Below are 13,592 nucleotides of genomic sequence, written 5' to 3'. Positions count from 1 at the left end.
CCATCTTTTCTTCATTTCTGTTAAGATAGAGAAGTAACTCGAGTTGAATGGAGGAAATGTTTTTGGAACGGGAACTAGCATTAGAAATTGTTCGAGTAACCGAGGCTGCTGCTCTTGCTTCTGCACAGTGGATGGGGAGAGGCAAGAAAAATGAGGCAGACGAGGCAGCAACAAACGCCATGAGAAAAATGTTTGATTCCGTTAATATGGACGGAATTGTTGTTATAGGTGAAGGAGAATTGGACGAGGCGCCCATGCTTTACATCGGGGAGCGCTTAGGCACTGGAAATGGTCCTAAGGTCGATATTGCCGTCGACCCGTTAGAAGGTACCAATATCGTTGCAAAAGGGCATAACAATGCAATGGCGGTAATTGCGATTGCTGATAAAGGAACGTTGCTGCATGCTCCTGATATGTATATGGAAAAAATCGCTGTTGGAAAAAATGCTGCGGGCTTAATTAACCTCCTCGATCCTATTGAAAAAACGATTGATATCGTTGCCAAAGCAAATAATAAACGCATTCAGGATTTGACGGTTATTATTCAGGAAAGAGATCGTCATGAGGAACTGATTGACAGAATCCGTGCTAAAGGGGCTAGGGTCAAGCTATTTGGTGATGGAGATGTGGGTGCGGCTATTGCAACAGCCTTGCCTCATACTGGTGTGGATCTTTTTGTTGGCATTGGTGGAGCCCCTGAGGGTGTGATTTCGGCTGCTGCTATTAAAGCATTAGGTGGAGATATGCAGGCACGTCTCGTTCCTTATTCTCCTGAAGAAGAGAAACGTTGTCGAAAAATGGGGTTAAAGGACCCTCGACAAGTATTAATGCTGAATGATTTAGTTTCAGGTGATGATGCGATTTTTGCCGCAACGGGTGTATCAAGTGGGGAGCTTCTCAATGGGGTGCGTTTCCTCGGTGGAGATTTAGCGGAAACAGATTCCATTGTCATGCGCAGTAAAACAAAGACAGTAAGATACATAAAGGCCCATCATCATTTGGAAAGCAAGCCACATCTTATCATGAATATTTAAGGAGGGATTTTGTGTCTGAGAGGTTTTTCTTATATGATGATTTAGAGAATACAAAGACTCGCTTCGTTAGCTTCATGGGAGACAATACACGCTTTGATTTGGCTATTGTGCAATCGGATCGCCACTATGGAAAGCAAATTGTCCTCGATTTACAAGGGAGCCGCTTTGCCATCATTGGTGAGGACGATTTGAAGGAAGAGGGTTATCTGGAGTATGCCTTCCAGCTTTCTGAAGAAGATGCCGAGGAGTTAAGATCCTTTTTATATGAAATTCTTTGAGAAGGGGTGGAACCCTTCTTTTTTCTTGGACAGTCATACTTGAGCGCCCTCCGGAGAAGAAAAATCGCTACAATGGGCATCTAACCAGCAGATTGATGACCGTAAGTGCAGAAATATCCCGGCAACAGGCATCTAACCAAGAGTTTGATTACCGACAGAGCTGAATTTTCCCTGCTACGGGCATCTAACTAGCGGATTGAAGACCGTAAGTACAGAAATATCCCGGCAACAGGCATCTAACCAGCATTTCCCTCCCCTTTTTTCAACATTCTCGTAAACAATAAGGAAAAAAGGAGTGGTGAAGGTGAATGACGAAGAAAAGACAGTCTACACAGATTTTTCAAATGTAGAGGTACAAAAAAATTTCCTCACAGCTGAGGAATTCCCAGAAGGAGCATATGGCTCCCCGATTCATGCTAATGACCCCGTACAGAATAAGGAAACTCCCTGGAAGGCCGGTCAGCAATTCTACAGTAACTTCACCTATGAGAACAGGAGCCTACATGAAGATCTTCCGAGACAAATGGCAGGAGCCCACCCAACTCATGATGAAAAGGGGAAGAACTCGGATCCATTTGCTGATCCATCCAAAACGGCTCAAGAAAAATAAAAGAGCTATCAGTGGTCCTTCCACTGATAGCCTTTCATTTTTCAACCTTTCTTAAAACAAAATACGAGCAGCCAAAATTACAGAATTCATAAATATACTCGGTAAAGGTGCTTATTTTCGTATCAAAGGTCGCCTTTTGATTCTTATCATGGTAGAAGCCCTTCAGCCTTAATTGTCCGTAACCCCAATCCCCCACGATATAATCATATTTATTTAAAATCTCGCTATATCTTCCTAAGAAGACCTCCTCATTAAAGCCTTCTCCTCGTTCCTCAACGATCTCATAGCAAATATTATTGACACAGATCAACTTTATCACCCCATTAGAACACTCTTTATTCATTATAACTGATTCCCCATCAATTACTAAGAGAAAAAAATGATGATTGGCTCATACTAACATTGGGAGGTGTACATCATGAAAAAAATGATTTACGCAACTTGTCTACTTAGTCTATATCTTTTGACCGCTTGCAACAATAATATGGCTGATGAAGGACTTTATCAAAAGAGTGGCAACACAATCAATGTCAACAACCAGCGCTCAGATATTTATAACGAGAAGCATCAAAGGAGTTCGACTGACTTCGGATATGTTCGTCATCAAAAAAGTCCCATTAGGGGAACAGACATGTCCATCGATCCCTCTGTTTTTGATCGGGAAAAGGTAGCAGACACCATCAGCAGGCTTTGTACGGCTCTCCCAAATGTAGATGACGTGTCAACCTTAGTAACGGATGAAGAAGTGTTGATTGTATATCATACCGAAACGGGCGATCGTGATTTCACTGCTGATCAGGTGAAGAGAACGGCCATGTCTCTTGTTCCTCGTTCCTATCATGTCTATGTAAGTGATAACACAAATCTTAGAAAAAATGTGGAGAGCTATTCAACGATGCGATCGAACAACCCGAAGCATGAGTCTGCTCTAAATAAGCTCATTAAAGAAATGAAAAAATCGCCTCAAGGGAAGAAAATGAACAATGGTGAAAATGAAAATGGTGAAACAAGAGAGGATTTAAATCGACAATAATGTCAAAAAAGAAGTTCGGCTTAAATGCCTGAACTTCTTCTTGGTTTATGCCTCTTTTGCTTTTTCATCTGCTAGCATTTGCTTGCGCTTTGTTGCTTCGTTCACCTGTTCATCCGCATGATAGGAAGAGCGTACTAAAGGACCCGCTTCACAATGACTAAAGCCTTTTTTCAAAGCGATTTCCTTAAACTCCTGGAACTCATCGGGATGATAATATTTAACGACGGGAAGATGTTTTTTTGTTGGCTGCAGGTATTGTCCAATCGTCATAATATCCACTTGATTTGCTCTTAGATCATCCATCGTCTCCAGAATTTCTTCTTTCGTTTCACCTAGTCCAATCATCAAGCTTGATTTAGTTGGAATATTAGGATTTATCTCCTTCGCACGTCGCAAAAATTCTAAGGAACGCTCATAGGTTGCCCGAGCGCGGACTCTCGGGGTCAGTCTTCTTACGGTTTCAATATTGTGGTTTAGAATATCGGGCTTCGCATTCATTAATGCCTCTAGATTTTCATAAATCCCACCCATATCAGATGGCAATACCTCAATACTTGTAAAAGGATTCTTTCTTCTAATCGCTCGCACCGTCTCAGCAAATACAGCTGAACCTCCATCCTTTAAATCATCTCGAGCAACGGCCGTTACGACCACATGCTTGAGATTCATTTGGACAACTGAATCCGCCACTCTTTCCGGCTCCTGCCAGTCTAATTCTGTTGGTAAACCCGTCTTTACTGCACAAAATCGGCAGGCTCTTGTACAGGTATCCCCTAGAATCATAAAGGTAGCTGTCCTTCTTACAGCCCAGCATTCGTGAATATTAGGACATCTTGCTTCCTCGCAAACCGTATGAAGACTGCTCGTACGCATCATCTTCTTCAAGTCCTTATAATTTTCATTCGTATTGAGCTTTATTTTCAACCACTCGGGTTTACGTAATACTTCTTGATCCTTACTCATTCTCTACACCATCCCTTAATGATTAGTGTTTTTCTAATATGGGATAACTCGCACAACAGCGATGTGACATTCCTTCCCTCGCTGGTCTTGCATTCGCAAGAAAGGCTCCTCCAGGAAGTCACATCGCCTGTTTACTCAAGATTGTGTTCGTTATGCCATATAAGTTTTTTCAAAAGTATGTATCTATCCACCTATGTCACTTTATCATAATTGAAATGTCACCGACAAGCACTTGAGCCTCTCCCCTATCATTTCCAATTTTTTATATTTATGTTTTCCATAGATTGTCACAAACTAATGAATGTGAAAAATATTTAGGGGAGGATTCATGTGCGGCATTTTCTATTATTGTTATCTACCATCATTCTTTTCCTAATTTTCAAAGCCATGCCGGCCTATGCAAGCGAAGATAAGACAGATATTTACGAGCAAAGAATGACGTTGTATAAAAGGGTCGAAGCGGTCACAAATATCCCCTGGTACTATTTAGCTGCTGTCGATCAATATGAACGAAATATCCGCTCTTCACGACGTGATTTGCCTAAGGCTAAAGGAATAACGGGCATTTACTTTAAACCTGAAGAGTGGGTCGGATTATTGAATCCAAATCTTGAAGATACGAATCCAACCTCGATCCATTTTTTCGGGGGGATTGGATTTGATGGCAACGGGGACGGCAAGGCAGATTTGGATGACGATGAGGACGTGCTGCACGCTTTTGCTCAGTATCTTCTCACCTATGGAATCGATCATGATAATATCAAAATCGGTCTCTGGGATTACTATAAAAGAGACAAATCCGTAGGCATTATTATCGATAAAGCAAAAATCTACAAGCACTTTGGCAGAATTAATCTCGATGACCATGCCTTTCCACTTCCTTTAAGAAGCAATTACAGCTATCGAAATACATGGGGCGATGCAAGAGGCTGGGGTGGAAGAAGAATTCATGAGGGCACGGATATTTTTGCAGGATATGGAGTGCCTGTTAAAGCAACCTCCTACGGCATTGTGGAAATGAAAGGCTGGAACCGTTATGGTGGCTGGAGAATCGGGATCAGAGACATCAATAATAATTATCATTATTTTGCCCACTTGAGCGGGTTTGCGAAGGACCTTAAGCTTGGTCAAATTGTAGAACCAGGGATGTTAATAGGTGGTGTCGGCAGCTCTGGCTATGGGCCACCAGGAACATCAGGCAAATTCCCGCCCCATCTTCATTACGGTATCTACAAAGACAATGGTTATACAGAATGGTCCTATGATCCCTATCCACATTTACGGCTGTGGGAAAGACAGGAAAGACAGAAATCCAGAAAAAAATAAAACCGTTTACTCTGCTAAGGGCTACTAAAGAAGTAGTCCTTTTTTATGATGTGACCGAATATATATCTATTATTCAGAAATATATCAATAAACAAAAAATTATATAGACTAAAGGGAGGGATTGATCTAAAATACTGTTATATACAAAATATTTATAATTATTTTTCTATTCTGCAATAATTAATAATCTACTATTTTCATGGTAGATATTATTTCTATCACCAAATTTCAGAATAGTAAAACAAAAGAGGGGGAGTTTTTCTAAATGAAGAAAAAATTTTCAATGCTAATGATGACGGCTATGCTCTTTGCAGGTGTATTAGCTGGATGTTCGGGCGGAGGCAAGACATCTAGCGGCGGTGACAGCTCAGGTGGTTCATCTAGTGGAGGAGGCGACACCATTAAGATCGGAGCTAACTTGGAGCTTTCCGGTACTGTTGCTTCATATGGACAGGGTATTGCAGAAGGAATTGACCTTGCTATTGAAGAAATCAATGCAGCTGGTGGTGTGGATGGTAAAGAGCTGGAGCTAGTTAAAGTCGACAATAAGTCAGATGCAGCAGAAGCAACAAATGCAGCCATCAAGCTGATCACAAAGGATAAGGTCACAGCCATCATCGGCGCTGCTACAAGTGGAAATTCAAAGGCACAAACCCAATTTGCCAATGACAACAAAACGGTACTGATTACTCCATCTGGTACGGCCGATGATTTAACATTAGGAAAAGATAAAAAAGTGATGGATTATATTTTCCGTACATCATTTATTGATTCCTTCCAAGGAAAGGTTGCGGCTAACTTTGCAATTGAGCTAGGTATCAAAAATGCCGCAATCTATGCAGACAATGCAAGTGATTATGCAAAGGGTCTCGCTGCAGCCTTTAAGGAAACATTTGAAGCCGCTGGTGGTAAAATTGTCGCTTCTGAATCCTATGTAGCAAAGGATACAGATTTCCGTTCTACATTAACATCTCTTAAATCGGAAAATCCAGAGTTTATCTTTATCCCTGGATACTATGAAGAAGTTGGACTAATTGTTAAGCAGGCTCGGGAAATGGGGATTACTGTTCCATTAATGGGAGCGGATGGCTGGGATTCACCAACGCTTATTAAGCTTGCTGGAGCAGATAGTCTAAACAACACCTATATTACAAACCACTATTCTTCTGGTGACCCAGATGAAAAAATTCAAAAGTTCGTAAAAGCTTTCTCTGATAAATATAAAGGTGCACAGCCTGACGCCTTCAACGCACTAGGCTATGATTCTGTTTACCTATTAGTCGATGCCATGAAGCGGGCTGGAAGTACATCTGATTCAGAAAAGATCAAGGATGCTCTAGCAGAAACAAAGGATCTATCTCTTATTACAGGAACGATTACAATTGACGAACTACACAACCCAACTAAGTCAGCTACAGTATTAGAATACGTGGATGGAGAGCAAAAATTCAAATCTAAAGTTAATCCTTAAGATTAACGAAAGAAATGGGGGGAGTTCTGTTTCCTCCCATTTCCCATTTATAAAACACGGATCCAATTATTAACGAATAATTAGCTGAAAAGGAGTGAAATGAATGGAGTGGATTCAGCAATTAATCAACGGAATTTCACTCGGCAGTATCTATGCGCTTATTGCATTAGGCTATACGATGGTATATGGAATTATTAAGCTTATTAACTTTGCCCACGGGGAAGTATTTATGATCGGTGCATTTGTTGGTTTTTATGCCATTGCTGGATGGGGACTGGGCTTCTTTCCTGCATTAATTCTCTCCATGGTCACTTGCGCCATTTTTGGGGTATTAATCGAACGAATTGCCTATCGCAGACTTCGAAATGCAACTCGAATAGCAGCTCTAATTACTGCTATCGGAGTATCACTACTCATCCAATACACAGTCATATATGCTCGTGGTGCACAGGTAGAAGTATATCCAAACGTTCTAGCAAACAAGAAATTTGACATTTTTGGGGTTCAAGTGAGTAGTCAATCCCTTCTCATCCTTACCGTTTCCATCATTCTGATGATCATTTTGCAATTTATTGTTCACAAAACGAAAATTGGGAAGGCAATGCGTGCCGTTTCCCACGACATGGAAGCCGCTCGGTTAATGGGCATTAATGTTAACACTACCATTTCAGCCACCTTTGCGATTGGTTCCTCTTTAGCTGGTGCTGCAGGCGTCTTCTTTGGTGTGTACTATACAAAGATCGAACCGCTTATGGGTGTAATTCCTGGGGTGAAAGCCTTCGTTGCCGCTGTCTTAGGTGGAATCGGGATTATTCCTGGAGCCATGGTTGGCGGAATGTTGCTAGGGATTGTCGAAACGATTGTCAGTGCGATTGGCCTTTCCCTTTGGAGAGATGCGGCTGCCTTCATTATCCTGATCCTAATCTTGTTATTTAGACCTTCCGGCATCTTCGGAAAGAATACTAGAGAGAAAGTGTAGGTGAAGAAGTCGATGAAAAAGGTAAGAGGGTTTTGGTTTTTTCTTATTCTATCAGTCTTTGTCTATGGTATTGTTCAATTTCTCATCAGTGCTGGAATGTTAGATATCTATTACTCAAATACACTTATTTTTATTGGGATTAATATTATTTTAGCTGTAAGCCTGCATTTGGTGATTGGAATTACTGGACAATTTTCCATTGGACATGCTGGATTCCTAGCTGTCGGTGCTTATATCTCTGCCATTTTAACCATGAAGCTGCAGCTTCCCCTTTCCATAGCACTAGTAGCTGGAGGAATTGTTGCCGCTCTTGCTGGTTTAATCGTAGGAATTCCAACCCTTCGCCTAAAGGGTGATTATCTAGCAATTGCCACTCTAGGATTTGCAGAAATCATTCGAATCATATTCCTGAATATTGATTATGTGGGCGGAGCTGCTGGAATGCAGGTCACTCACCTGACTACATGGACCTATACGTTCGTTTGCTTATTTATTACGATTACCGTTATTACAAACTTTACGAATTCTAGACATGGACGAGCATGTATTTCCATTCGTGAAAACGAAATTGCCGCAGATGCAATGGGCATCAACACCACTTACTATAAAGTGATAGCTTTTACACTTGGCTCCTTCTTTGCTGGAATTGCAGGTGGATTATACGCCCATAATTTCTATATTATCCAACCATCAAACTTTGGATTTTTGAAGTCCTTTGATATTTTGATTTTTGTTGTTCTAGGTGGATTAGGAAGTCTCTCAGGTTCTGTAATCTCTGCGATATTTTTGACCATCGTCTCTACCTTCCTTCAGAATTATCCTGAGACACGTATGATTATATACAGTTTAGTACTAGTAATCGTCATGCTTTATAGACCTCAGGGATTGATGGGAACTCGCGAAATTACCGATTTCTTCGGAAAATGGAAAGGTTCGAAAGGAGGCAACTCTGATGCAGCAAAGTCCTTTACTGAAAGTTCATAATGTTGGAATTAACTTTGGAGGGTTAAAGGCGGTCTCAGATTTCAATATGGAAATTCATCAGGGGGAACTAATTGGTCTTATTGGTCCAAACGGTGCCGGAAAAACGACCTGCTTTAACCTGCTTACAGGTGTTTATATACCAACTGAAGGTGATATTTTGCTTGAGGGAATTCGCCTTAATGGACTTGCTCCTTATCAAGTAACACAAAGAGGAATTAGCCGAACCTTCCAGAACATTCGTCTATTTAATGAACTGTCTGTTTTAGATAATGTAAAGGTAGCCTATCATTCATTAGCCAAACATTCGATCTTAAGTTCGATTTTTCGCCTCCCTACACATTTTTCCGGAGAAAAAGAGATGGAGGAAAAATCAATCGAATTTCTAAAAATCTTTCAACTGGATACCTTCCTATATGAAAAGGCGAAAAATCTGCCCTATGGAATGCAAAGAAGGCTAGAAATTGCGAGAGCCTTAGCTGCTGGGCCAAAATTACTGCTCCTTGATGAGCCAGCCGCTGGGATGAATCCGCAAGAAACCCAAGAGCTCATGGAGTTAATCGCATTTGTTCGAGAAAGATTCAATTTGACTATTCTTTTGATTGAGCATGATATGAAATTAGTCATGGGTATATGTGAGCGAATCTATGTACTCGATCATGGTCAACTCATAGCAAAAGGATCTCCAAATGAAATTCGAAATCATCCGAAGGTAATCGAAGCCTATTTGGGAGAGGAGGCCGCTGAAAGTCATGTTGAAGGTTGATCAAATTGATGTTTATTATGGAAATATCCAGGCACTGAAGGAAGTATCATTGGAAGTGAATGAAGGAGAAATCGTCACCTTGATTGGAGCAAATGGAGCAGGAAAGAGCACACTTCTCAAGACATTGTCAGGCTTGCTTAAGCCGAAGAAAGGGACGATTCAATATTTAGGAGACACCATTACTGGCAAACAGGCACAGAGTATCGTGAAGGCTGGTATTTCGCATGTACCAGAGGGTCGTCGCGTCTTTGCCAACATGACCGTGGAAGAGAACCTCGAATTAGGTGCCTTTTTAAGAAAGGATTCTAAAGGCATTCGTGAAGATTTTGATCGAGTATATGAGCTTTTCCCACGACTTCTTGAACGAAGAAAGCAATTATCTGGAACCCTTTCAGGCGGTGAACAGCAAATGCTTGCCATGGGAAGAGCAATTATGGCAAGGCCTAAGCTGCTTCTTCTCGATGAACCATCCATGGGGCTAGCACCACTTTTGGTTAAGACAATTTTTCGCATTATCGAGGAAATTAATCATGCTGGTACAACGATTTTATTAGTTGAGCAAAATGCCCATATGGCTTTATCGATTGCGAGTCGAGCTTATGTGATTGAAACTGGCAGTGTTATGGTGTCCGGACCAGCAAAGGAACTACAGGCAAGTGAAGAAATTAAAAAAGCTTATCTTGGTGGATTATAAAAGGCTGTCTCCGTGACAGCCTTTCTTCATGTTTTTACAGATGTGGATTACTCTACTGGTAATTCGATCGAAGGTGCTCCCCCTTCTCCCCCACTATTATAAAATTGGGGAACTTCTCCTTCTAAGATTCCTAATGCAATCGGGATTTTCTGCTCTAATTTCGCTACTTTCGTCGCAAAAGGAATAATAATTTGAACACTTACTTTTAGTTTAATTAAGACCTTAATATAAATGTTATTAATGCCAACCTCCTCAAATTCTGTTTCAATATCAGATTCCATATGGCCAATGGCATTAAAACGCACGGGTATTTTGGGACCGAGATTTCCGAGCAAAGCATTTTTGGTGGCCTGACCAAGGGGAACGTAATAAACAATGCCCTTTTCCTCTTTTGTTTCCTCCACATCAATCTCAACATCTGCCATTGATTGGAGCTCCTCCAAATCTCCATCCTCAGCCATCTTGATGTTATGTAGGATTAATTGGGTCGTTTCACCAAGCTTCTTGTATATTTTCTCCGTATCAAAATTAGTCAGGGATGTTTCCGTATCCTTCGTAATAACATGATTAATGTCATCAACCTTTGTTTCTAGAATAGCTCTGTTAATAACAAGAGAAGCAATTTGTACCGTTTGCGATTCTGCATAATCCATTAGGGTCGGCTTCAGGCCTTTATTGATGATCCATAGCCCGATTGTTGTGGAGATGACAAAAAAAACCAAAGTTAACAGAAAGACATATCTAAACGGTAACGGGCCTCTCCGCGGTAAGCGACCGCGAAATTTAGCCAAAACAAATCCCCCCTTTACATGCTATATGTATGCTGCAAAAGGGGGGACTATCTCATTTTCGTGAATCTTTTTGGTGAAAAGTTGTATCACAGCCAGTAATAACCACTGAAATTTCTTGTAGTAAATCCAGTTCATATGGAGTAACTTCCTCGCCATTTTCCTCAAGCACTCTAATGATGGGGCGGTCACTCATATGACTATTTTGAGCTGAAACGACGCCTTTTCTACCATCACTAAGCTCAACTGTTAAGCCAACCGGGTAAATCGCCACAGCTCGACGAAAAGCCTGAACAATCTCTCTTTCAAATAAGGGACCTGCACCTGCAAATAGAATTTCTAGACCATTATGAGGAAGCATAGCCCCACGATAGATTCGATCAGAGGTAACGGCATCAAACACATCGGCAACCGCTATTATTTTTGCGAAATAGTGGATTTCATTTCCCTTCAGCTTCCTTGGGTATCCAGATCCATTAAGTCTTTCATGATGCTGATAAGCACAATGCGCCACAATTAAGGAAAGGGTCTGGACATTTCGCAAAATATCAAATCCATCCTGCGGATGCTTCTTAATTTCACCAAATTCTTCTTCTGTTAGTTTCCCGGGCTTAAATAGGATCTCGGTTGGAATCTTCATTTTTCCGACATCATGAAGAACCGCTCCCAGCCCTAATGTTTCCAATTCCTTTTCGCTAAGACCTAGCTCCATTCCAATAGCTAATGAGTACAGCGTCACATTAAAGGAATGGGTAAAAATATAATTATCATATGTATATACGTCAGATAATAAAGATAATAAATCCTCATTATTCTTAATTTGCGAATGTAGTTCTCGAACTAATGCAGTAAATTTCTTGGTAGCCTTCTCAATGACTATTGCGCTCGGTATCGTGCTATCCAAATCGATTTGTTGAAAAGTCCCCTCAATCGATTTGATAGCCTTTGTCTTTAAAGCTCTTGGAACAACCTCTTTATAGCAAATATCATCGGTTTTCCCATCCTTTACATAAATATACGGAATCCCGATTTCAAGCAGTCGCATCAATAACTCTTCTTTTAGTGCGACACCCTCACTTAGCAACACTTGCCCTTTGTCGTTATATATTGTCCTAGCTAGAATCGTCCCTGGCTTTACTGTATCAGTTGCTACATATCTCATGAATAACTCCCATTTCAAAAAAATGTTCTTTGTACAAAACAGCCCTGTCTATTTATATATCATATTTCATTTTAACGTTAACCTAGAATAATTGAATTTTATTCTACAATACATGTATTGTCCGTCCCGTTTCATCCGACAATAGTCCCTTTTTCGATAAAATTAGACAAAGCTCGCCAATTTGACGAGCTTTTCACATTATATCATCTTTAGCATCGCTTCTTTTCCAGTCATCCCTTTATGAATGCCAATTGCCTCTGCTTCATATGTGACTGATTCAAGAGGCGCCTCAAGCAATTGTTCAATCGTTTTGACACCAACCGCCCTGCCTGCGATGACTTTCCTATCCTTCAGTTTATCGTTCAGTAAGGACACATCCAGGGCCCCACACATGATATATCCTTTATCACTTGTCACAACAAGCAAGTTTGTTTTAGGCAGGGCAACCGAAACGCTTAGAAAAGTATGACCATTTATGTCAATCGGTGATAAATCAATCATTCTAGAACGCTCCCTTCCACTCGCTAATATTCTATGTAGGGAATGGGAAAAGCGTGTAAAGGACGAGGAATTTTGGTTGTTGTTACTAATTTCATTCCATTCTCAAAACAAATCTAATTGCCTTGGGGCTAAGTTTGTATATTCAATGTTCAATAAATCAATGAACTGCCTTCCATTATCTGCTGCATCTCCGCCCGAGTTATTATTGAAGACGACATATACATCCTTGCACTCCTTTTGAAGTTCATTCACTCGGGTAACCCATTCCATTAATTCATCCTTATTATAACGATACAGATAACGCACCTCTCGCCAGTTCACTCCGGTCTTTTTCTGCCACCCGTGTACGTTTCTGCCATGAAACCGAACGAGTACCTTCTCATTATTAGTTGGCTTAAGTACAGTGGGGATTGAGCCTGCTCCAGCCTGCGGCTCATCACAAATACTGTGAATCCAACCTTCTTCCTTCATGAACTGGAGCGTTTTTTCATAGAAGGCAGGCATAAACCAGGACTGGTGACGAAATTCTAATGCGCATGGAATCTCTCCCATTGCTGCCTTGCACCATCTTAAATATTGAACATTTTCTTTTTTACAATCAAACCATGGTGGAAACTGAAACAAGACCATGGCGAGTTTTTTCGATTTTATATAAGGTTCTAAGGAATCTTTAAAGGCCGAGAACATTTCTTTTCGGTTCTCAAATGGAATATCTCCTCTTTGATGGCCGGTCATTCCTTGGTAGGCCTTCACAATAAATTGAAAGCCTTCTGGGGTATCACGTATCCATTTTTCTGCGTTTTTCTTTGGCTGTACCGCATAGAAGGATGTGTCGACCTCTACCGTTGGAAAATAAGCTGCATATTCCCTCAGCTTGGCATGAGAAGGCGTATCTGAACGATACAAGCTATCATGGTCACCCCAACCTGTTAAACCGATGTAAATCATCATTTCACCTCGAAGATTAATACTATGATTATACTACAAAAGGGTATATTCTTTGAGG

General features: G+C 40.9%; 16 protein-coding genes. 10 read left to right on the top strand and 6 right to left on the bottom strand.

Annotation, left to right across the window (positions count from 1 at the left end; all coding sequences use genetic code 11):
* Positions 1-62: 62 nt before the first annotated feature.
* The 3 genes from glpX (at position 63) to J2S07_RS07880 (ending at position 1,922) form a co-directional block, all read left to right on the top strand.
* The gene (glpX, locus tag J2S07_RS07890) at positions 63-1,034 is read left to right on the top strand and encodes a class II fructose-bisphosphatase (protein WP_307149878.1); all 972 of its coding nucleotides are present in this window, start codon (positions 63-65) and stop codon (positions 1,032-1,034) included.
* A gap of 11 nt (positions 1,035-1,045) precedes the next feature.
* Positions 1,046-1,312 (top strand): DUF3055 domain-containing protein, encoded by a 267-nt coding sequence (locus J2S07_RS07885; protein WP_307149877.1) that lies wholly within the window; start codon positions 1,046-1,048, stop codon positions 1,310-1,312.
* Between the two features lie 304 nt (positions 1,313-1,616).
* Positions 1,617-1,922 carry a hypothetical protein gene (locus J2S07_RS07880; protein ID WP_307149876.1) on the top strand — a complete coding sequence of 102 codons (306 nt, stop codon included), beginning with the start codon at positions 1,617-1,619 and terminating at the stop codon, positions 1,920-1,922.
* Positions 1,923-1,956: 34 nt separating this feature from the next.
* Here J2S07_RS07880 and J2S07_RS07875 read toward each other — a convergent pair whose 3' ends face one another.
* A complete protein-coding gene (locus tag J2S07_RS07875) occupies positions 1,957-2,232 on the bottom strand; it encodes a YutD family protein (RefSeq protein ID WP_307150016.1) in 276 nt (91 codons plus the stop codon).
* Positions 2,233-2,340: 108 nt separating this feature from the next.
* Here J2S07_RS07875 and J2S07_RS07870 point away from each other — a divergent pair, with 108 nt between their 5' ends.
* Positions 2,341-2,955 carry a YhcN/YlaJ family sporulation lipoprotein gene (locus J2S07_RS07870; protein WP_307149875.1) on the top strand — a complete coding sequence of 205 codons (615 nt, stop codon included), beginning with the start codon at positions 2,341-2,343 and terminating at the stop codon, positions 2,953-2,955.
* A 45-nt stretch (positions 2,956-3,000) separates the two neighbouring features.
* Here J2S07_RS07870 and lipA read toward each other — a convergent pair whose 3' ends face one another.
* Positions 3,001-3,918, bottom strand: a complete 918-nt coding sequence (gene lipA, locus J2S07_RS07865) for a lipoyl synthase (RefSeq protein WP_307149874.1) — start codon at positions 3,916-3,918, stop codon at positions 3,001-3,003.
* Positions 3,919-4,305: 387 nt separating this feature from the next.
* On the opposite strand from lipA, the gene J2S07_RS07860 reads away from it, so the two are divergent.
* The 6 genes from J2S07_RS07860 to J2S07_RS07835 all read left to right on the top strand — a co-directional run bounded on the left by J2S07_RS07860 (position 4,306) and on the right by J2S07_RS07835 (position 10,135).
* Positions 4,306-5,244 (top strand): M23 family metallopeptidase, encoded by a 939-nt coding sequence (locus tag J2S07_RS07860; RefSeq protein WP_307150015.1) that lies wholly within the window; start codon positions 4,306-4,308, stop codon positions 5,242-5,244.
* A gap of 265 nt (positions 5,245-5,509) precedes the next feature.
* Positions 5,510-6,715, top strand: a complete 1,206-nt coding sequence (locus J2S07_RS07855) for an ABC transporter substrate-binding protein (RefSeq protein ID WP_307149873.1) — start codon at positions 5,510-5,512, stop codon at positions 6,713-6,715.
* 103 nt (positions 6,716-6,818) lie between these two features.
* A complete protein-coding gene (locus J2S07_RS07850) occupies positions 6,819-7,694 on the top strand; it encodes a branched-chain amino acid ABC transporter permease (protein ID WP_307149872.1) in 876 nt (291 codons plus the stop codon).
* Positions 7,695-7,706: 12 nt separating this feature from the next.
* Complete coding sequence (locus J2S07_RS07845) at positions 7,707-8,678, top strand: branched-chain amino acid ABC transporter permease (protein WP_307149871.1); 972 nt, start codon at positions 7,707-7,709, stop codon at positions 8,676-8,678.
* Positions 8,647-9,441, top strand: a complete 795-nt coding sequence (locus J2S07_RS07840; RefSeq protein ID WP_307149870.1) for an ABC transporter ATP-binding protein — start codon at positions 8,647-8,649, stop codon at positions 9,439-9,441. The genes J2S07_RS07845 and J2S07_RS07840 overlap by 32 nt, the downstream gene beginning before the upstream one ends.
* The gene (locus J2S07_RS07835; protein ID WP_307149869.1) at positions 9,428-10,135 is read left to right on the top strand and encodes an ABC transporter ATP-binding protein; all 708 of its coding nucleotides are present in this window, start codon (positions 9,428-9,430) and stop codon (positions 10,133-10,135) included. The genes J2S07_RS07840 and J2S07_RS07835 overlap by 14 nt, the downstream gene beginning before the upstream one ends.
* A gap of 47 nt (positions 10,136-10,182) precedes the next feature.
* Here the strand turns inward: J2S07_RS07835 and yunB are convergent, their stop codons facing one another.
* The 4 genes from yunB to J2S07_RS07815 all read right to left on the bottom strand — a co-directional run bounded on the left by yunB (position 10,183) and on the right by J2S07_RS07815 (position 13,534).
* Positions 10,183-10,926: a sporulation protein YunB gene (yunB, locus tag J2S07_RS07830; RefSeq protein ID WP_307149868.1), complete on the bottom strand. Its 744-nt coding sequence runs from the start codon at positions 10,924-10,926 to the stop codon at positions 10,183-10,185.
* A gap of 52 nt (positions 10,927-10,978) precedes the next feature.
* Positions 10,979-12,085 (bottom strand): HD-GYP domain-containing protein, encoded by a 1,107-nt coding sequence (locus J2S07_RS07825; RefSeq protein WP_307149867.1) that lies wholly within the window; start codon positions 12,083-12,085, stop codon positions 10,979-10,981.
* Positions 12,086-12,283: 198 nt separating this feature from the next.
* Positions 12,284-12,586, bottom strand: a complete 303-nt coding sequence (locus tag J2S07_RS07820) for a YunC family protein (protein ID WP_307149866.1) — start codon at positions 12,584-12,586, stop codon at positions 12,284-12,286.
* 102 nt (positions 12,587-12,688) lie between these two features.
* Positions 12,689-13,534, bottom strand: a complete 846-nt coding sequence (locus tag J2S07_RS07815; RefSeq protein WP_307149865.1) for a DUF72 domain-containing protein — start codon at positions 13,532-13,534, stop codon at positions 12,689-12,691.
* Positions 13,535-13,592 lie beyond the last annotated feature (58 nt).

The sequence above is a fragment of the Anoxybacillus andreesenii genome, from assembly GCF_030813005.1.
GTDB lineage: Bacteria > Bacillota > Bacilli > Bacillales > Cytobacillaceae > Robertmurraya > Robertmurraya andreesenii.
This window is presented reverse-complemented; position numbering and strand designations above follow the sequence as displayed.